19 protein-coding genes and 1 pseudogene are annotated in these 20,276 nt (G+C 45.2%); 10 read left to right on the forward strand and 10 right to left on the reverse strand.

All coding sequences use genetic code 11. The features are described from left to right. Positions 1–186: 186 nt before the first annotated feature. The 4 genes from MSG38_RS15570 to MSG38_RS15585 all read right to left on the reverse strand — a co-directional run bounded on the left by MSG38_RS15570 (position 187) and on the right by MSG38_RS15585 (position 3,859). A complete protein-coding gene (locus MSG38_RS15570; RefSeq protein ID WP_248402166.1) occupies positions 187–1,185 on the reverse strand; it encodes a LacI family DNA-binding transcriptional regulator in 999 nt (332 codons plus the stop codon). A gap of 99 nt (positions 1,186–1,284) precedes the next feature. Then, the gene (locus MSG38_RS15575) at positions 1,285–2,724 is read right to left on the reverse strand and encodes a 6-phospho-beta-glucosidase (RefSeq protein ID WP_248402167.1); all 1,440 of its coding nucleotides are present in this window, start codon (positions 2,722–2,724) and stop codon (positions 1,285–1,287) included. Positions 2,725–2,893: 169 nt separating this feature from the next. After that, entirely contained in the window at positions 2,894–3,418 is a 525-nt protein-coding gene (locus MSG38_RS15580) for a hypothetical protein (protein WP_248402168.1), read from the reverse strand. Positions 3,419–3,469: 51 nt separating this feature from the next. Beyond that, positions 3,470–3,859: a VOC family protein gene (locus tag MSG38_RS15585; RefSeq protein WP_048609928.1), complete on the reverse strand. Its 390-nt coding sequence runs from the start codon at positions 3,857–3,859 to the stop codon at positions 3,470–3,472. A gap of 209 nt (positions 3,860–4,068) precedes the next feature. Between MSG38_RS15585 and MSG38_RS15590 the strand changes: the two genes are divergently transcribed. Continuing rightward, positions 4,069–4,968 (forward strand): DMT family transporter, encoded by a 900-nt coding sequence (locus MSG38_RS15590; protein ID WP_082242634.1) that lies wholly within the window; start codon positions 4,069–4,071, stop codon positions 4,966–4,968. Here MSG38_RS15590 and MSG38_RS15595 read toward each other — a convergent pair. Next, on the reverse strand, positions 4,965–5,867 hold the full coding sequence (locus MSG38_RS15595; protein ID WP_248402169.1) for a LysR family transcriptional regulator: 903 nt from the start codon (positions 5,865–5,867) through the stop codon (positions 4,965–4,967). The two genes, MSG38_RS15590 and MSG38_RS15595, sit on opposite strands and share 4 nt — an antisense overlap. 188 nt (positions 5,868–6,055) lie before the next feature. On the opposite strand from MSG38_RS15595, the gene MSG38_RS15600 reads away from it, so the two are divergent. Continuing rightward, positions 6,056–8,128, forward strand: coding sequence for an alkyl sulfatase dimerization domain-containing protein (locus MSG38_RS15600; RefSeq protein ID WP_248402170.1), 2,073 nt, complete (start codon positions 6,056–6,058; stop codon positions 8,126–8,128). Positions 8,129–8,276: 148 nt separating this feature from the next. Here the strand turns inward: MSG38_RS15600 and MSG38_RS15605 are convergent, their stop codons facing one another. Both MSG38_RS15605 and MSG38_RS15610 read right to left on the reverse strand, forming a co-directional pair. Then, complete coding sequence (locus MSG38_RS15605; protein ID WP_248402171.1) at positions 8,277–9,191, reverse strand: LysR family transcriptional regulator; 915 nt, start codon at positions 9,189–9,191, stop codon at positions 8,277–8,279. Positions 9,192–9,200: 9 nt separating this feature from the next. Then, complete coding sequence (locus MSG38_RS15610) at positions 9,201–10,574, reverse strand: MATE family efflux transporter (protein WP_248402172.1); 1,374 nt, start codon at positions 10,572–10,574, stop codon at positions 9,201–9,203. Positions 10,575–10,901: 327 nt separating this feature from the next. Here MSG38_RS15610 and MSG38_RS15615 point away from each other — a divergent pair, with 327 nt between their 5' ends. The 3 genes from MSG38_RS15615 to MSG38_RS15625 all read left to right on the forward strand — a co-directional run bounded on the left by MSG38_RS15615 (position 10,902) and on the right by MSG38_RS15625 (position 13,869). Beyond that, the gene (locus MSG38_RS15615; RefSeq protein ID WP_248402173.1) at positions 10,902–11,747 is read left to right on the forward strand and encodes an enoyl-CoA hydratase/isomerase family protein; all 846 of its coding nucleotides are present in this window, start codon (positions 10,902–10,904) and stop codon (positions 11,745–11,747) included. 210 nt (positions 11,748–11,957) lie between these two features. Beyond that, positions 11,958–12,779 carry an SDR family NAD(P)-dependent oxidoreductase gene (locus MSG38_RS15620; RefSeq protein WP_248402174.1) on the forward strand — a complete coding sequence of 274 codons (822 nt, stop codon included), beginning with the start codon at positions 11,958–11,960 and terminating at the stop codon, positions 12,777–12,779. A 214-nt stretch (positions 12,780–12,993) separates the two neighbouring features. Next, on the forward strand, positions 12,994–13,869 hold the full coding sequence (locus MSG38_RS15625; protein WP_102572092.1) for a radical SAM protein: 876 nt from the start codon (positions 12,994–12,996) through the stop codon (positions 13,867–13,869). Positions 13,870–14,000: 131 nt separating this feature from the next. On the opposite strand, the gene MSG38_RS15630 is transcribed toward MSG38_RS15625, so the two are convergent. Beyond that, positions 14,001–14,585: a TetR/AcrR family transcriptional regulator gene (locus tag MSG38_RS15630; RefSeq protein WP_248402175.1), complete on the reverse strand. Its 585-nt coding sequence runs from the start codon at positions 14,583–14,585 to the stop codon at positions 14,001–14,003. 119 nt (positions 14,586–14,704) lie between these two features. On the opposite strand from MSG38_RS15630, the gene MSG38_RS15635 reads away from it, so the two are divergent. Beyond that, entirely contained in the window at positions 14,705–15,595 is an 891-nt protein-coding gene (locus MSG38_RS15635) for a DMT family transporter (protein WP_248402176.1), read from the forward strand. Between the two features lie 45 nt (positions 15,596–15,640). Then, positions 15,641–16,042 carry a tRNA (N6-threonylcarbamoyladenosine(37)-N6)-methyltransferase TrmO gene (gene tsaA / locus MSG38_RS15640; RefSeq protein WP_248402177.1) on the forward strand — a complete coding sequence of 134 codons (402 nt, stop codon included), beginning with the start codon at positions 15,641–15,643 and terminating at the stop codon, positions 16,040–16,042. Between the two features lie 57 nt (positions 16,043–16,099). Here the strand turns inward: tsaA and MSG38_RS15645 are convergent, their stop codons facing one another. After that, positions 16,100–16,801: a lipoate--protein ligase gene (locus tag MSG38_RS15645; RefSeq protein WP_248402178.1), complete on the reverse strand. Its 702-nt coding sequence runs from the start codon at positions 16,799–16,801 to the stop codon at positions 16,100–16,102. 122 nt (positions 16,802–16,923) lie between these two features. Continuing rightward, complete coding sequence (locus tag MSG38_RS15650) at positions 16,924–17,826, reverse strand: restriction endonuclease (protein ID WP_248402179.1); 903 nt, start codon at positions 17,824–17,826, stop codon at positions 16,924–16,926. Between the two features lie 98 nt (positions 17,827–17,924). Here MSG38_RS15650 and MSG38_RS15655 point away from each other — a divergent pair. The 3 genes and pseudogenes from MSG38_RS15655 to MSG38_RS15665 form a co-directional block, all read left to right on the forward strand. Then, positions 17,925–18,108, forward strand: a pseudogene (locus MSG38_RS15655) (IS110 family transposase); the annotation flags it as partial. Between the two features lie 142 nt (positions 18,109–18,250). Beyond that, positions 18,251–19,150, forward strand: a complete 900-nt coding sequence (locus MSG38_RS15660; RefSeq protein ID WP_248402180.1) for a homocysteine S-methyltransferase family protein — start codon at positions 18,251–18,253, stop codon at positions 19,148–19,150. A gap of 113 nt (positions 19,151–19,263) precedes the next feature. Continuing rightward, positions 19,264–20,274 carry a Gfo/Idh/MocA family oxidoreductase gene (locus MSG38_RS15665; protein ID WP_248402181.1) on the forward strand — a complete coding sequence of 337 codons (1,011 nt, stop codon included), beginning with the start codon at positions 19,264–19,266 and terminating at the stop codon, positions 20,272–20,274. Positions 20,275–20,276 lie beyond the last annotated feature (2 nt).

The following is a 20,276-nucleotide window of genomic DNA, read 5'->3' on the forward strand; positions in this document are numbered from 1 at the left end:
CACATCAATTAGTTATTTTCATATTACTGATCTAGTTTCACATTACTTAACTAATGCTGGTCAATTCATTGACCAAAAACGCAATATCGCACATCTAAATAACGGTGAATAAGGAGTGTTTGAGCTTGGTTTAAGAGATGCGCAGCTCGTCACTTTTTGTAGGTGAATAACAAAGTTAAATCCGTGCTAATTTAGCTTCGCGATCGAATCACGCAACACCAAACTGCCAGTGGTATTGATAGTCGTCGCTTGCTCTGTCTCACCGACAATTTGCAGGATCGCCTTTTGCGTCATTTGCTCTAATGGCACACTGACAGACGTTAAGCTTGGCGTTAAAAACGCCCCCACTTTACTGTTATCAAATCCGACGATAGAAATATCTTGAGGTAGTGAATATCCCAGCTCAGTTAACGCCTTAATCGCACCAATCGCCATGTCATCGTTTTCAGACAGAATTGCAGTGAAACTTGCTTTGCTTGCCACTAAAGCTTGCGCGGCACGGTAGCCACTCTCCATGGTCCAGTCGCCTTGAGCTAGTCTAGATTGGTTTAGCTCAATACTACGCTGAGTGAGCACATCTTGATAAGCTTGATAACGTTGTTCATCAGTCGACGAGCCAGCTTTACCACGGATCACCGCAATCTCTGTATGTCCCTGCTCTATGATGTGTTCAACCATCAAACAAGCACTTTGATAATGATCAGTGGTGATAGCATGCTCAGGCTTCGATGGCATTTCTCTGTTAAGCACCAAAATCGGTGTATCTGTGCTTTCGATGATTTGAGTAATCTCGCTTTCACTTAAGCACTGTGGATAGATGATGATACCCGCGCATTTCATATCGAGTAGGAAATTGATCGCCTTTCTTTCGTCTTCAGCACTGTGTTTACCATCGGTGATCACCAGTTGGTGATTCGATTTTTCGCTATAAGAAGCCGCGTGATACATCAAGGAAGAAAAGTAAGGGCCATTGAACAGCTCATTAGTGATAACAAAGCCGATGAAGTTGGTCTTCTTGGTCGCCAATTGCTGAGCTAGCAGGTTTGGTCGATAGCCCGTTTCTTGAATCGCATCAAATACCTTTTTCACCACATCTGGGCGCACGATGTTCTTGCCATTCAAGACACGAGAAACAGTCGATTTAGATACGCCTGCGCGATTTGCGACATCAAGCATGGTTACCATTCGCTTCTTTTCCTTTATAAAAAATTAGCCGACATAGGCCGACTAATTCATTGCAAAATGACAGCTCACAGTTCACATAACTGCGCTGGGAAATGCATTCTAAATAGTGGCACCGTTAGATGCAATCACGCCTTTATACCACTCGAACGACTTCTTGCGTTTGCGTTCTAGTGAGCCAGATTGATCGTTGTGCTTATCTACGTAAATGAATCCGTAGCGTTTTTTCATCTCGCCCGTGGTGAACGACACTAAGTCGATACAGCCCCAAGGGGTGTAACCCATCAAATCAACACCATCAATCGCAACGGCTTTTTTCATCTCTTTGATGTGGTCGCCAAGGTAAGCAATGCGATAGTCGTCATTAATGCTGCCATCTTCTTCGATGGTGTCGACAGCACCGAAGCCATTCTCGACGATGAACAATGGCACTTCGTAGCGCTCATAAAGAGAAGCTAAACAGAAACGCAAACCTGTTGGATCAATTGGCCAGCCCCAATCGCTCGATTTGATAAATGGGTTATCGACCGAATTTTCATGACCGCCATCCATCGCTTCTTCTGTAGATTGGTGAGAAGACGAGTCCAAAGTATTCGACATGTAGTAACTAAAGCCAAGGTAGTCCGCTTTGCCTTCTTTCAAGATCTGTTCATCTTCTGGCTGCATCTCAATATTGAAGCCTTTAATAGCCCAATCACGCTTGGCGTAGCTTGGGTAGTGACCGCGAACCATCACATCTGAGAAGAAGTAACGGTCACGCATCGCTTGTTGTGCCACCATAATGTCTTCCGGTTTAGAAGAGCGAGGATAGAAAGGCACCATCGCACACATTGCGCCGATTTGAAGATCTGGATTGATCTCGTGACCTTTCTTAACCACCAGCGCACTGGCAACAAACTGATGGTGAACCGCTTGATACATGGCTTCTTGCGGCTTTTCGCATTGTGGGAACTTCACGCCAGAGCACAACCAACCGAAAATATCCGCTGAGGTATTCATCTGGTTGTTGATCTCGTTAAACGTCATCCAGTATTTCACTTTATGCTGATAACGCTCCATCACCGTGGTCGAATACTTAACGAAGAACTCGATCACCTTACGGTTCATCCAGCCGCCATATTCGTTAGCTAGGTGGTAAGGCATTTCAAAGTGGCTTAGTGTTACTACAGGCTGGATGTCGTATTTCAACAGCTCGTCAAACAGATCATCGTAAAACGCTAAACCCGCTTCACACGGTTCAGATTCGTCACCATTTGGGAAAATACGCGTCCAAGCGATACTGGTACGGAAACACTTAAAACCCATCTCAGCGAATAACTTAATGTCTTCTTTGTAGCGATGGTAGAAATCCACTGCGACTTGGTTTGGATAGTTTTCGCCGTCAATGACACCATCGGTGATTCGACGTTGTACACCATGAGCGCCCGCTGTTAATACATCAACAACACTGACACCTTTACCATTCGCATCCCAGCCGCCTTCTAGTTGATGCGCTGCTACTGCACCGCCCCATAAAAAATCGTTCGGAAATTCGTTGTTCATACCATTACTCGCTACAAGTTATTCGTGAAAAAGACCAGGATTAGAGCTGCGCTCACAACTCTGAAACCGATTTCAATAAAAGCAAAGATACAGATTGAAACCGGTTTCAGCAATAGTTAAAAGATCTTTTTTGATCGAACTACAGACTAGTCAAGAGTCAGCATTACGATCAATGCTGCTCAAAATACTGATCATGCAGTGATTTGCCAGATTGGTCTTGAGTTCCCGGGTAGAACTGAACAAGTGTCTGATCGGCTAGTGTGAGATGAATCCAACCCTCTTTAACTTTCAGCCAATTGGTACCGTTGGTCTTATAGACGGCAGGAAAGTTGCCCCAGCCTGACTCTGATACCTGCAGCTCTTGAAAGCGGTTAATCGGGGTTAGCTTATTGCTGTCGAAGTTTGCGTTGGCATAGACTGATAATGGCTCGATGGCATCATTTGGCTTAAACGTATAACAGCTCACAGAGGCTGAGGTGCGATCAAACCACTGGTAAGGTTGTGCACCGATTAAATCGTAGACCGTGCAATCATTGAATTGAATAGCCCATTCTTGGTGAGCTTTAAAACCAAGGTAACCTATGGGTTGTGATGGTTCAGGTTTCGCGTCCGTCTCCTGCTCATACGCCGGTTCTGAGGTAGCACATCCCATAAGCCCAAGACTAAAAAGGAAAGTCACAGCACGCTTCATCATTGTAATACCTCAGTTCCGTTAGTAGATGAGTAACTCAATTAAGTCTCTACATTAAACGGTAAGTTCCAAACGATTACCATCAGGATCGAGTACACAGCTCTCATAATAGCCATCGCCTGTTCTTCTTGGGCCATCTAAGCGCTCATAGCCGTCTTCGACCAAGCGTTGAGTGAGTGCATCGACCGCTTGCTCCGACCCCAATGAAATCGCCATATGAACAAAGCCTGTAAACTGATCATAGATGTCATCTTTCGATTCAGGAACCGAATCCATTTCCATGATCTCTAGGCGGCTTCCAGTTTCAAATGAGAGGAAGTACGAAGAAAACCCTTTGGTTGGGTTGTGATATTTTGAGTTCGATGTCGCACCGAAATAGTCTTCGTAAAATCTCTTCAAAACTTCGAGTTTTTTGGTCCAAATTGCGATGTGTTCAATCTTCATTTTGTTTGCCTAAGTTTGATGTCTAACGCTAGATTACCCGCCAAATCAGGAAGGATAAACAGAACAGAATTCATCAAAAGTGTTCCTATTTAGCGAGCCGTTTGGTTATCAAAATCACAACAATTAGCTGCACAGTATTAATATCTAAGCTTGTGTAATATATAGCTTTGATCAATAGTCGGTGTTTTACACATTCTGAGATATACGCCGTGAACTTTCTAAAATTAATAACTCTCGCTGCGATATGGGGCGGTTCGTTTCTGTTCATGAGAATTGCCGCTAATCCATTGGGCCCAGCAGTGTTGATTGAAGCAAGAGTACTATTTGCAGCAATCACGCTACTGTTGGTGTCTTTGTATTTAAGAAAAAAGCTGACGTTCAACACTCACGCTAAACACTTCTTTATTCTTGGGTTGTTTAATACCGCAGTTCCCTTTTTACTGTTCGCTTATGCCGCGCAGACACTGAACGCCTCGACACTCGCCATCTTGAACTCTACCGCGCCAATATGGGCAGCAATCATTGGTGCGGTATGGACTAAAACAGCACTCGAGGCGCGAGTTCTATTAGGACTTGGGATTGGGGTAGCGGGAGTAGGAGTACTCGTTGGTTGGGATGCAATAAACATTGGCCATGAGGCTGTACTTCCTATTTTAGCTGCGGTGATGGCTGCCTTTAGCTACGGAATAGCATCAAACTATACCAAACAAGCACCTAAAGTTGAGGCATTCAATAATGCACATGGCAGCATGTGGGCGGCGGTCTTAATCGTATTGCCGTTTGTCTTTTTTATGCCGATGAGAGAGGCTCCGGATCTAACCATCACCACATCGGTGATCTTATTAGGCGCCGTGTGTACTGGCCTTGCTTACTTGCTTTACTTCAATCTCGTTTCTGAATTGGGTGCGCCTTCGGCTCTGTCTGTTACCTTTTTGATTCCAGTGTTTGGCATCTTATGGGGCAACCTTTTCTTAGACGAAGCGATTGGCCTTAATACTATTTTCGGATCGGTTCTGGTTATTACCGGTACCATGTTAGTAACCGGTATGACGCCTTCTAAGATGATAGAGAGCGCCAAACAAAAACGAGCAGCAAGAGCGGCTCGTTAATCAGCCATGTATTGTTGAATCTTGTTTCTCAACCACTGATGAGCAGGATTCAAATCGGTTCTCTTATGCCAGATCATGTATTGCTGCATCGGTAAGATTTCAAACGGCTGATCAAGGACTTGAAGCTGGAAAGGTTCAGAAAATTGATTGGCAAAATCACGCGACGTACTGCCAACACAATCTGAGCCCGATACCAGCACACACATGGTCATCAGTGAGTCACACTCTGCACTCACTTTTCTCTGTTTCAGTGGTGACTTGGTAAAATAATCTGCCGTATATAAACGGGTTCGACGCATTCTAAAAGTAACATGCTTTTCGTTGTAATATTGCTCTTCAGTCACTGAACCATTGATTCTAGGATGCCCCTTTCGAGCTATCAATACGAGTGCATCCTCAATCACAGGCTGCTTCATGTAGCCGTTAACTTGCGGGTAATGGATATCAATCGCTAAATCAGCTTGTTGCATGCTCAAGCCTTGCAATAATTCTTCTTCGTTGTTCGGCACCATATTGAATTCAATCGAGATATTGCCCAACGTCTCATCTTGCTCGACGAGAGGTTGAAGCTTGGTTAATCCAATCTCATTCACCAGGATACGAAACACATGATGCTGCTGATTATCAAATGTCTTTAAAGTGCTTACTGCGCTGTTTATCCCTTCTAGAGCAGGCTCTACTCGGTCTGCCAATTGCACCGCAGCGTTAGTCGGAATAATCCCACGCCCTTCACGAATAAACAGGTCGGTATCAAGCTGAGATTGCAATCGCTTCAATGCCCCGCTAACCCCAGGCTGAGTCATACCAAGCGATTCTGATGCAAGCGTGATCGACTTTAATCGATACACTTCTAAGAACACGCTCAATAGATTTAAATCCAACTTTTCCACGTCGCTCACCGTTACTCTCCCTGTCAATGTGGTCTTAATCAATCATAGGTCAGGATTCGCCTTCGTTCCCCAACCATTGCATGACTCAATACATAGCCAATCGTGATGTATTAAATAAAGCTTACTTTATTTTTTGCTATATGTCTTATTCCTATAATCGCCTCAACGAAACAAAATTCTGAAATGAAGAGGCTCTTATGACGACTTCACGCACGTTCAAAAATGCATCACTGTTCCTAGCTATCTCGCTCGCATTCCCTGCAGTTGCAGCTAACCATGACCACGCACACTTCAGCGAAATTGGCGACCAAGGTGGCAAAAGCGCAACCGAGATGACGACCAAGGCAAACCAAGAGTTCGCAAAAACACTTAACTTTGCCGACACTCGCGCTTTCGACAATAACAACAAGGGTCTTATTGCTAGCTTCGACCAAGAGACGGGCGACATCATTCGCAATAGCTTTAACTTTATCGACCCAAGTGTGACGAATGCAGACCAAGCACCAGATTCAGTAAACCCTTCACTGTGGCGCCAAGCGGTATTGAACCAAGCAGCAGAAGGCTTATATGAAGTTGTTCCGGGTAAAGTTTACCAAGTTCGAGGTGCTGACTTAGCGTCTATCTCTTTCATTCGTAGTGACAACGGTTGGATCGCTTACGACGTTCTTCTTACCAAAGAAGCGGCCGCTAAATCACTCAAATTCTTCAAGAGCAATGTGCCTGATGGCGGCGAACTGCCCGTCGTTGCTATGATTTACTCTCACTCGCACGCTGATCACTTTGGTGGCGCAAGAGCAATCAAAGACGCGTACCCAGATGTAAAAGTGTACGGTTCGAAAAACATTACTAAAGAGATCGTCGACGAAAACGTATTGGCGGGTAATGCAATGTCTCGTCGTACCGCTTATCAATATGGCGCAACCCTGAACCGACACGAACACGGTATTGTGGATGCGGCACTGTCGAAAGGTCTATCAACCGGTAGCATTACTTACGTCCTGCCGGACTACGAGCTGAACCATAACGAAGAGATTGAAACTCTGGTTATCGACGGCCTAGAAATGCAATTCATGGATGCTTCAGGTACCGAAGCGGCATCTGAAATGGTGACCTACATTCCAAGCATGAAAGCACTCTGGACTGGCGAACTGACCTACCAAGGTATGCACAACCTGTACACGCTGCGTGGCGCAAAAGTACGTGATGGTTTGAAATGGTCTAAGAAGATCAACGAAATGTTAGTCACTTGGGGCGAAGAAACAGAGGTGTTGTTTGCGTCTCACTCAGCCCCAATCTGGGGTGAACAAGAGATTTCTGATTACCTAAAAATGCAGCGTGATGCTTACGGTTTTACTCATAACCAAACGCTTCGTTTAGCCAATAACGGTGTGGTTCTACAAGACATTGGCGACGAGATTTACAAGGTAATGCCAGACAGCATTCAACAGTCTTGGCACACCAATGGTTATCACGGTACCTACTCTCACAACGCTCGCGCTGTGTACAACATGTACCTTGGTTACTTCGACATGAACCCGGCTAACCTTAATCCATTACCAATCGAGCCAGAGTCAGTGAAGTTTGTTGAGTACATGGGCGGCAGCGATGCTGTGATTGAAAAAGCGCAGCAAGATTTCCAAGAAGGTGAATATCGCTTCGTTGCAACCGCACTGAATAAGGTGATTCAAGCTGAGCCAGAGAATAAAGTTGCACGTGGCTTATTGGCAGATACATATGAGCAATTGGGTTATCAATCAGAAGGTGCAGGTTGGAGAAACATCTACCTAACCGGCGCTCAAGAGCTTCGTATTGGCACACAACCGGGCGCACCGAAAACAGCATCACCGGATGTATTGGCTAACATGACGATTGAGAACTTGTTGGATTACTTAGCAGTAAAAGTGGATTCGCTAAAAGCGCAAGAAACACCATTTACGTTGAATATTCAGCTACCAGATGTACAAGAGTTTTACTACGTCGAAATGTCTAACGGCAACTTGAACAACATTCAAGTGAACGAGCTGCAAGATGCGGATACAACACTGATCATCAATAAGTCTGACGTGTCTGATATCGTGCTTAAGAAAACAAGCCTTGGAAAACTGTTAGAAGACGGACAGGCAGGCGTGAAAGGTGATAAGACATCACTTAACAAACTGCTGTCTTCACTAACAGAAGCTGACTCCTCTTTTGAGATTGTACCGCGTCCAAACAAAGGCGAAGAAGTTGATGCAGAGCTATACCAAGATTCAGCGGTACACGCTCATTAAACGCCAGATACACTAAATAAAAACAACAGCAGTTAGCTAGAAAAACGTTCTATAAAGAACATAAAAACAAGCCCCTACCTTTTGGTCGGGGCTTTCTTATTTGTTCTCAATAAGTGCTTCTGAACGCTACTCTTACTGAGGCTGATAGCTACTGATCTTGACCGTTTACTTCGCAATCCCAATAAGAAGGTGAACCATAATATTGAACAAAGTAGTCGATAAATACGCGAACCTTAGGCGCGAGCAGCTGTGCACTCGGGTATACCGCCCAGATAGCTGCCTCATCCTTTAAAGGGGAATCCGGCAACACCTCAACCAGCGAACCTTCCGCGAGCTGCTTGTATGCTATCCAAGTCGCACACATGGCAATGCCTAAACCATCAACACACACATCCCTTACCGCTTCACCGTGATCAACGCGGATCGCACCTTTTTTCTTGATGGTGACATCGCCTTCGGGTGTATCGAACGTCCACCCTTCTAAGCCGGTTTGATTGATACATTGATGTTGCTTGAGGTCTTCTGGTGTTTTCGGATAGCCATGAACTGCCAGATATTCTGGCGACGCACACAGAATACGTTTATCAGTAGAGAGCTTACGAGCGATCAGGCTTGAGTTCTGTAGCTCCGCATTACGAATCGCCACATCAAAGCCACCATCGACCAGATCGACGATTGAATCACTGAGTGAAATGTCCACCGACAGATCTGGATACTTAGCCAAAAACCCTTTTAGCGCTGGCATAACATGCATCCGACCAAACGAAGAAGGTGCAGATATTCGCAACACCCCTTTGGGTAATTCATTACCGGTTCCGACAGAGGCCACCCCCGCTTCGACACTCAAAAGGATTTGCTTGGCGTGAGGAAGAAATGCCATGCCTTCTTCGGTCAGGGAAACCTTTCTCGTGGTGCGATGCACAAGACGTGCACCTAGGCTCTCTTCGAGCTTTCCGATATGAATACTGGCTACCGGAGGTGACAACCCAAGCTCTTGTCCTGCTTGACTTATATTGTGCGTAGACGCGAGTCGCACAAACAATTTTAGATGTTCAATGTTCATCAATAATGGCTAGCCTGCGCTGAGTACACGCTGCTTATTGGCCGCAGCGGCACGAGGGATAATGTGAGTTTTAATATAGGCATTAAGCTTAAACCATGCAAAAGCGCCCGCTAAAACATTGGCGACTGTCGCAGCAATAACCGCATTGATCATGTCTCCGGTGATCGAGCCGAGCCATAAAGCGGGAATGTAGAAAACAAACAAACGTAAGAAAGAGACATTCAAAGCTTTACGAGGCACACCCAAGGCATTAAAAGCCGACGCAACCAACATGCAAAGCCCAAGCGGGCCATAGCTGAACGGTATAAATAACAAGGTCACTTCAAACCAGCTGCGTATGCTTTGTTCTTCCGAGATAACAGGAATAATCCAGCCACTAAACAACGCCAGCAATGCTGCCATCACGGTGTGCAAAACCAGTAAGAACTTCGCTGTTGTATTCAATAGCTCAGGGATTTTGCATCGCTGCTGCGCCCCTAGGTAACGACCAATCATAGGCGGGATAGACATGGTCAGAGCAAGAGAAAACACCAGCATAAAACTTTCAACACGGGCGAGTAAGCTCCAAAAAGCCATCTCATCGGTTCCGATTCTCGCAATCAAAAGCATTGAGAAGAACGCGCTGACCGCAGGTAATATCTGATTCGCAGTGGTTGGCATTACCGTCTTGAATAACTCAAAACTGTAGCCTTTGATTTGGTTACGGCACGCGCCATTGAAGCCAAACCAACCTTTGCCGCGAGACTTGATTAGCATGTAGATTGCGCCGAATGCGTAGCCAATGCTCGATGCGATCGCTGCCCCGGCAATGCCCATATCCAAGCCAAAGATCAGAATAGGGTCGAGAATTAGGTTAATCACGCTAGCAGCCAAGAACATGCTGCCGGTTGTTTTGGTATCGCCATTGGCACGATAAACGCAGGTGGCCAGATAAAGCACCGCCACCATCAATGCACTGAACAACCACAGTGGCCAGTACACATTAAAAATAGACAGCATGGATTGGTATTGAGCGTCAGAGACATCATTCACAAACGACGCAAAAACAGAATCGCTAAAAACAATCAGCCCTATGCAGATCAAAGCAATCACCAAGACTCCAAATCCGACCGACAGCGTGGCAATTGAAGTAGATTTACGTTGCTCTTTTGCCCCTACCGCTTGAGAAATAATGGACGTTGCCGCCACACCGATGCCCACTTGAACCCCGGTAAACGCCGCTTGAAATGGCAAGGTGATACCGTGAACCGCCAATTCATTCACCCCTAGCTGACCAATAAAGATCGAATCGACCAATTGAACCATCATGATCGCAAACACACCCAGCGTCAGTGGCAGCGTTTTCTCAATAATGGTTTTCAAAGTCGCGGATCTCATCTGCATAAGTCGGTTCACTCTTGTCTGTACCTTGGGTCTAATTACCTAGTTGAGCAGTATACGAAGCTAAATGAAAAGGATAAGAGCACCAAACAAGGAATGAGTTTTTAGATTTCGTTGACAATCGAATTGGCAAGATACCTTCAACGCTAGAACAAGAAGCTAAGATATTGAATAAAATGAAATTACTAAACTCATCAACACTCTTAATAATTCGTTAATAGTGTTTCGTTTAATGGTTAATTGTTGGTTCGAACATTCCTCGTTAGCCTGAATTTAAGTCGCATTCACACTGAATAGGCTGAAATGAAATCTCTCAGAAGGAATATGGAAATGGCATATCAAGGTTATACAACGTTTAAAGCTCAAGCCGAGGATGGGATTCTTACCGTCACTTTTGACTTCGGTACTGTGAATGTTCAAGGGCAAGAGATGCTTGCCGACCTCAATGGTTTAACAATGAGACTAGAGCGCGATCGTGACATCAAGGTCGTGGTATTTCAGTCAGCAAACCCTGAAGTTTGGGTCTGCCACTACGACACTAATCTATTAAAAGACATGTCGACAGAAGCCGTTTCTCGTGAAGAAGCGAAGTTACTCGACCTGCAAGTGGTGCTAGAAAGAATCAGCAAACTGCCACAAGCCACCATTGCCAAGCTTGAAGGGTTCGCTCGAGGTGGAGGCCACGAATTTGCACTGGCGTGTGACATGCGATTCGCGGCTCGTGGTAAATACAAATTCATGCAAATGGAAGTGGGTATGGGCATCCTTCCTTGTGGTGGCGGCGCATCACGTATGGCACGCCAAGTCGGCTTAGGTCGCGCACTCGAAATCGTCCTAAGTGCACGAGACTTTGATGCTGACGAAGCCGAAGCATACGGCACCATCAACAAGGCACTAGAGCCGGATGAAATTGGCGAATATGTTGATACTCTTGCCAAACGAATCGCTCAATTCCCTGCGGAATCGATCAATGCGTGTAAGCAAGCGGTGTACGAGTCTATTGATAAACCGATCGACGAAGCACTCAAAGCGGAAGCTTATTGGTTGTATCAAGCTACGAGCAAAACCCCTGCGGTTAAGCGCTTCCAAATTGCTGATGAGCAAGGTCTAGAGCACGATATGGAAAACCAACGTAACTGGGAAACTCTGGTTATGAACGTTCAAGACATCAAATAGTTCGTTCACTTCTCTTAATTTGGGTCAGCCACAAACTGACCCATAGTCTTACTTAATACTTAAACGCCAGCTGTTAACCACCAAGTGTTAAAATGGTCATTATTTGCCCCATAGACTCACATTTGAGTCTTCAGCTTGTGAGCCAAATGCAACTATGCGTCATTAATCTTTGTTATAACGTTGTTCAAACTATTTTTTGAAGGACGGAATATGCAAAAAATAATTCTGATTACAGGGGCCACGGATGGCATTGGTTTAGAGACTGCAAAAGCACTGACGCAGCAAGGGCACCATGTTCTGATTCATGGCCGCAACCCAGCTAAGGTTAATAAAGTCGTGACTGCTCTGTCTCGCCAGTCTAAGAATGCAATCATCGAAAGCTACATCGCAGACCTATCGACGCTCTCCGAAGTTGAGGCGCTCGCAACCCAAATCAAAAGCGATCACAAACGACTCGATATACTCATTAACAACGCAGGTGTGTATAAAGTGTCGGACATCACCACTCCAGACAATCTTGATGTGCGTTTTGTCGTAAACACCATTGCGCCGTATCTACTGACACAAAAGCTGCTTCCTCTTTTTGATGCGACAGGTCGTATCGTCAACCTATCTTCAGCAGCCCAAGCACCCGTCGATTTAGATGCATTGATTAGCCCGAATGCGGGAGAGCTTGATGGTCCGGTTTACGCGCAAAGTAAGCTGGCGCTAACGATGTGGTCCATCGAATTAGCCAATACTCTTTTAGACAAAGGCACCGCAATTATCCCTGTAAACCCAGCCTCTTTCCTTGGCAGTAAATTAGTAAAAGATGCTTATGGCGTTGATGGAAACGATCTAGCGATTGGAGCCGATATTCTTTGTCGTGCTGCGCTCAGTGATGAGTTTGCCAACGCTTCCGGTAAATATTTTGATAATGATTCTGGGTTGTTCAAAGACCCGCACGCCGACGCATTAGACAACACCAAGAACCACAAGCTTGTGACAGTGCTTGATCAATTACTCGAAGAAAAGCTGTGCGTTGCGCACTGATCATTCATTAGTAAAGAACGACCACTAACACTCCCCCCACTACCACACACAATCCAAGCCGCAGTTCTATCTATACAGACAAAGAACTGCGTGCTCTTTCGATTATTAAAATTTCTTTAATACTGATTCCCCGCTTTGCCCAATTATCACCCAAGATGCAGATTGCTAAACTTGCCCCCGTCGAAACAACACAGGCTACGGCCGAGGAGCATTTATGCGTTTTGAAGGTAAAGTTTATCGTCCTTGGATGGAAGCAGAGAGCGTACTCATCCAGACAACATTGGGGTGCAGTAACAACCAATGTACCTTCTGCACGATGTTTGATGATAAGCGTTTCAAAGTAAGAGATATCAATGACATCTTTGAAGATATTGATGCGGCGAGAAAAATCTACCCGCATGTTGAATCTATCTTTTTGGTCGATGGTAACGTGATGGCAATCCGTACCGAGATGCTGATTTCGATTCTGGATTACATCAAGATCACCTTCCCAGAGATCAAGAACATTTCTCTGTATTCAGGGTTCAATGACTTCCGTCGTAAGAGCTTGTCTGAACTGAAAGAGATTAAGTCGGCAGGTTTAAGCATGGCTTATTCAGGCTTGGAGTCCGGTGACCCAATTGTGCTTGAACGCATTCAAAAGCGCATGACGCGTGAGCATGCGATTGAAGGAATGAACTTAGCCCGTGAAGCAGACATCAAGGTACTGGCTTCTTTCATCTTTGGTCTTGGCGGCAAAGAGCGTTCTGTAGAGCATGCGATTAATACCACCAGCTTGCTGAACATAATGCAGCCGGATGCGATTGCACCAATGGCTTTAGCCGTTCAACCGGGATCGGTATTGGAAAAAGAAGTAAACCGTGGCGAGTTTGTTTTACCAACGCCATTGCAGATTCTGGAAGAAGAAAAATACTTGCTCGAAAATCTAGAAGATTTCGACTGCTACTACTGGGGCGACCACGGCAATAACATCTCACCAATGCGTGGCATGTTGCCTCAAGCTCGCAAGCCGTTTCTTGACAAGATAAATCAAGACATCGCTCATAACCCAATCACTAAGCAAAACGTCATTAAAACCTTTGCTTGGTAATAGCTCGATTTAATTCGTAAACAGTAAACGTAAACAGACCAAACGACAGGCGTTGCAGCTCCAAATTATGGAATAATCAAAGTCCAGCAGCGCCTAACGTATATCTTACTTTTTCAGATTCACAGCCCTACCTAAGCCAAAGCCGCTAACAACAAGTCAGTACTCGCTTCCACGTGAGCTGCAATCTCTTGTTCTGTGGGTGCAGGCATTCCCATCAACACACCCTCTCTGACACTCATCACCATACCAAGCCAAAGCTTAATTTTGGTTTGTGGTTCTTCAATATCGAATCGTTCATTGAAAAACTGAGCAAGCACATGATCGGTATCATCTGGGCCAACGTCCATAAAACGGCTGACCAATTCTGGAGACTTGCTGCCTTCTGCGATCAATAGCTTAAAGGTCGCAATATGCTCGCTCGAAAGGTGAAACAAAACGAAGTCTTTTGCGAAGCCCAATAGCGCTTGTCGAGTATCGGTGTGTTGCAAATGCACCACCAACTTATCGTCTGTCTGGCTACCCATTTGTCTTAACGTCGCTTCAAACAACACATCCTTAGAAGAGAAGTAACGATAAAGCGTTTGCTTGGTCATTTTCGCTTCACTAGCGACTCGGTCCATGCTGGTTTGCACATAGCCTTCCGCGAGGAATATCTCCTTCGCCGCTTTTAAAATCGCGAGTCGTTTCTTCTCTTTGTTCTGCTCAATCTTGCTCATTACTTCATCCACCCCAAAACAGAGATCATACTTTAAAGTATGATTTGTGTTGACTCAACCAATTTTTAAAATCATACTAACTAGTATGATTTTTTGGTAGTAGATAATTGGATAGAGAAATGACGACAATGAACCTCCCTAAAACTGAAGCAAGAAACACACGAACCCTCGGCTTTACCCTCGCGATCGCAGGTGCCGTATTAATGAGTATTGATCCCATCTTCATTCGTTATGCCGGTGTCAGCGGATTCGATACTGCCTTTCTGTTCGGCTTATTCAGCGCAATCTCGATGCCGATTTTGCTTAAGTTCAACGACAAACGTGGAATCCGAAAAGCAGTCGTACAGAGCGGTTGGCCATTGTTGGCAGCGGGTATTCTTATGCTCGGCAGTGCCTCAGGCTTGGTGTTCAGCATTAAGATGACCTCGATTGCCAATACCTTTGTGATCCTCAGTGCGGCCCCTGCTGTTGCGGCTATTTTCAGCTGGTTGATCTTGAAAGAAGCCACTAGTCGATCGACTTTGGTTGCCATTGTTGCGGTGATGATTGGTATTACGATTGTCGTTTCGGGTTCGTTTTCTTCAGGTAATTGGATGGGTGATGCTTTAGCGGTATTCGCAGTGATCTGTTTATCTATGATGTTTACCTTGCTGCGTAAATATCAAGACGTCAGCCGATTGGCGAGTGTGGGCCTAGGTGGTTTGTTGCTAGCGGTTGTGATGTTTTTCTTCGCAACTCCATCAAGCTACAGCATTGAAACGTGGTTAATCATGGGCATGATGGGCTTGTTTACGGCTCCTGTCGGCAGAGTGTTATCTATGGTCGCAACGCGCCACATTACCGCGCCAGAGGTATCAATGACTCTGATGTTGGAAACTGTGTTAGCACCAGTTTGGGCGTTTATCTTCTTCACTGAGATCCCACCAATGACCAGTATTGTCGGCGGTGTGGTGATCTTGATTACAATCTTCACCTACACCTTAGTGACCATGAAAAACGATGACAAATAAATCGATTAATAAAGAACTAAATAAAGAACTAAATAGGAGCTGAATATGTCTGCTGAACTGAAATTTATTGGTCGAATTGCTACGCCTTATCACTCGGTTTCGGAGTGTCCGAATAACATCCAACCGGACAACGGCCCGATCTGTGCAATCATCTTAGATGACGTTTACCAACAAGGTTTGCTAGGCCTAAACAGTGGCGATCACATCCTGATTCTCTATTGGCTAGAAGGCGCTAATCGAGATGAATTGCTACAAGGCAGGAATGACGAAACACCGACCAAAGGCACCTTCGCACTACGTTCACCGCACAGACCAAACCCAATCGGTGCCGCCGTGCTACCGATTGAAAAAATCGAGAATGGCACCGTAACCGTGAGAGGTTTAGATTGCTTGAACAACACACCACTGTTGGATATCAAGCCCGCGATCTATAGGGAGAAAGGATAAGCGAGGAGTTGGTCTTCCTAAACCAAAAGCGAGCTGTGCGTTAGCGAAAGGAAGACATTACGCATGCTTGATGAAAGCTTGACTTAACAGCTGAAAGAGTGAATCTACGTTGGGAAGGCTCGTCAAATGTGCGGACAACGGAGTATGAACTTGCGCATCCACCACGGTTGGATTCCCGCAAACTTGATTATAAAAATTTACAGGTGTAACGATGTTCTCTAAGTCGACATCCAACAAGATACAGGCTTGCGAAAGTACAATTTGACCGCCTCCTTGTTTAAGCAATACACGCTGAGCAGTGCCCACTATTTTTTGTTTATTGATATTGAGGTTGTAGTCACCATCACAATAAGAACCAGGGGTTGCGTGTACCTCCACATCGATGCCCAGTTCTTTGAAAAACAGGGTTAAGACGTCGCATAAATGTCGATACGCTTTTTGGATGTTGTAGGCTTCATCACGAGGCCAATGGTAAATGTGCGACAGGTTAATGATCCCCGGCAGTTGGGGAACGGGAGCACCACCCGTTTTACGTGAGGTGAGTTGCCAGCCTTTTGCCGCGAGCTGTTTTCTAGACTCTACGGTCACAGGCCACTTTTTACCTGCGGGCAAAACGAGTGTCGGCGTTTTTGCTTGCCACAGCATTAAGGCTTGTCCAATCTCACCCGCCTGTATCTGCTGCAATAATTCAGCTTCTTTTTCAAACGCACGATCAACATCAATGTGCGGGTAACGTACGAGTTTATTCGTTAACTTCAATGCACTTTCCTCTACAGATTGTGGTGACCTACCATTTCACGTTCTGAAATGGTTGATGGTAGACAGGGCTATATAAGATAGAAACAGCACCAAAATTTAGTTATTGGTGCCATAGTCGTTTGTTATACGTATTTTTTGAGCAGCTTTGCTTTTAGAATTTCAGGTTTCATTGCTGGCTTAGTGCGATGAATCATACGGTGACAATTTGAACAAACCACACAAACGTCATTTAATGTACTTATGTAATTCTCATCTTTTTCGTATAGAGGGTTCTTATGATGGCACTCGATAAAACCAGCGCCTAATTCTTTTCCATACACCGACTCGAAATCAAAATCACAAACCTGGCATATAAAACCAAACTCGGCTTTTGCGTCTTTTACTAACTTAGCGTTACGCTTGAAATATGAAGCTTCTCGCACCTGCCGTTCGCCCTCAGCATACTCCTGCTCTGGTGAGTTATCTCGAATCTCATAGTCACCTAAATCATCGATTACATATGTTTTTTGTAAAAGATGACTGACATAGCCTTCTGAACCGCCAAAATGTTCAAGTCGATCGCTCCTCACACGATAAACATTTCCTGACGGTCGAAAGTTAGGCATATATTGAACATCTTTCTTAAACTGGGTCCAAGTCAGTTCGATATACTGAGTTTTGAAAAAGAACACGTAGGGGAAATGACTACTTCCCCACAAAAAGTTTGAAAGGTCTAAAAGCTGCTCTTTCCAAAAGCCTTTTACATGACAAAGAGCAGGCATTTCACCATCACCACCAGTGGTCTTGATTAAAAGCATGACATCGTCAACTTTAAGTTGACGAATAACACTCTTGGCGCCATCAGGGACTCCCCAGACGTTACACCAGCCATCGGGAAACTCAGCCAGAAGCTTATCTTCTATTTCCGCTTGTAGATGAGGTGGACAATATTCGACGATATCGGAAACAGCGACTTCACCAAAGACAGTTTTGGGGAAATCTGCATTAGCTCCTTTTAAGCCAACATCATGGAAAAATAACTGCATAATACTTCCTCTGAACTAATACGTATAACGAATGACATGGATTCCCCCTACCGAGGTTCTGCCCCCCTTATGTGGTATTAAAATGCATCGGAGGCACCATGTCTGATTATTCTTATTTCTGCGGTATCGACCTAGCTAAAACCACTTCAGTGTTCATGCTGTAGACCAAAATGGTAAGATCATCAGTCAGTAACCCGTCCTAAACTACTGACTACAATAGCAAATATGCCACTCGTGCGTATAGATATTGATGCGTGTGGTGGTGCACATTATTGGCAAAGGGCGAACTAAATTATGCAGTGGCTATCTCCCAGACAATCCGACACCTTTTCTCGATAACACAGGGGCTTGATGGCTTCTGTCTGACAAGGTTGTCTGATATGGTGGCGGCAGAACTTCAGCAATTGTTTAGATAGTATTGAATATGAAAACACTAACCATACTTGATGGCGGCATGGGTCGAGAACTCAAAGAAATAGGTGCGCCATTTTCTCAACCGCTTTGGAGTGCTCAAGCGCTGATTGAAGCACCCGAATTTGTCAGCCAAGCGCATCAAAACTTTGTCGATGCAGGTGCTGAAATCCTAATCACCAATAGCTACGCCTGTGTGCCTTTTCATTTGGGTGCAGAACTGTTCGAGCAGCGAGGCTTTGAACTAGCCGCGCTGTCTGGCAAACTGGCGAAAGCAGTTGCTGACAATGCTACCCACACCGTGAAAGTGGCGGGCGCGATTCCACCGCCATTTGGCAGCTACCGACCAGACTTGTTTAAGGTAGAAGAAGCCGCGCCAATCATTCAAACCCTTTATGATGCCCAAGCTCCAAACATCGACCTTTGGATCGCGGAAACGATCTGTAGCCTGCAAGAGTTCGATTCCATCCATTCGGTTCTTAAGCAGTCAGATAAGCCGTGTTACTACGCATTCAGTTTGGAAGACACCAAGGGCGATTCTGCCAACATTCGTTCTGGCGAGAGCGTAACAGACGCGATCAAACTTGCCTGCCAATCAAAAACGACAGGCATTATGTTTAACTGTTCAGTGCCTGAAGTGATGGATCAAGCCATTATCGATGCCAAGAAAGTGATCGATGAGCTAGGCAGTGATTTAGACATTGGTGTCTATGCCAATAACTTTGCGCCTATCAGCAACGAACATGAAGCGAATGACATGTTTCAAGAAATGCGTGAATTGGATGGCCAAGGTTACTTAGCTTACACCAAACGCTGGCATGCACTGGGCGCGAATATTATCGGTGGCTGTTGTGGCATCGGGCCAAAACACATTCAAGCCCTAGCCGATTGGAAACACTCAATACAGAGCTAATACTGAGCTTCAACTAGAATAAAATAAATAGAGAACAGGTTGAGAAATCTGTTCTCTATTTGTATGTGGCGTCTCTGAGTACACTGAGACAAAACAACGATTTGGAGCAACTGATGAGCGACACGCAACGAAAAATTAAATGGGGCATCGCAGGGCTAGGTAATATCGCCAATCGATTCGCAACCGCAGTCACAGAGCACTGTCTGCATGGTAAGCTTTATGCCGTTGCCGCAAGAGATCACTCACGCGCAACCACGTTCGCCAACAAGTATGGTTGCGACAAGACTTATGGTTCTTATGAAGAGATGGCGAATGACCCAAGTGTTGAAGCAGTTTACATCGCTACGGTTCACCCATACCACCAGCCACTCACTGAGTTGTTTCTAAAGAATAAAAAACATGTATTGGTCGAGAAGCCGGCTTTCACCAACCTAGCTGACTGGCTTGAGATGAAAGCCCTCGCCAAGCAAAATGGCGTGATGCTGTTAGAAGCGATGAAAACTGTGGTGTTTCCCGCGTATCGTGAACTCCAATCATTCTTGGTCGATAACCACATTCAGATAGATTCCATCGAAGCCAGCTTTGGTAACCATCACGACTATGAGCCCGATTTGTTTATCTTCAATCCGGATTTATCTGGCGGAGCAACACTCGATGTTGGGGTCTATGGGCTTTGGTTCTTTTACGATCTGTGCCGAACGCTGGATGTAAACCCTTCAAAACCTCAGGTAGAGATGTCGTGTCTTTATGAGGGAGCGAATGTTGATACCAATGCATGCTTTACATTCTCTGGTGATATAAGCGGTAAGATATCGGCATCAACGGTGCAAAACCTTCCCCGATCAGCACACTTGAGTGGGCCTGATACTAAGATCACCATTCACGAAAAATGGTGGAATCCGGCCTTTATTGAGATTGAACATCAAGGCAAAAAGTCGACCATTAACAAACGAGTGACGGGCAATGGGTTCGAGTTTGAAATCGACCATTTTTCAGATTTGGTGCTTCAAGGAAAAACTGAATCGGATATCCTAAGCTCAGAGATAACCTCTCGAGTTCTCGATACGATGGAAAACGCACTCATTGACTCTGGCTATCCACATTTAACTCAACCTCGTCGTTAGGA

It is taken from the genome of Vibrio sp. 1CM24A, assembly GCF_023161725.1.
GTDB lineage: Bacteria > Pseudomonadota > Gammaproteobacteria > Enterobacterales > Vibrionaceae > Vibrio > Vibrio coralliirubri.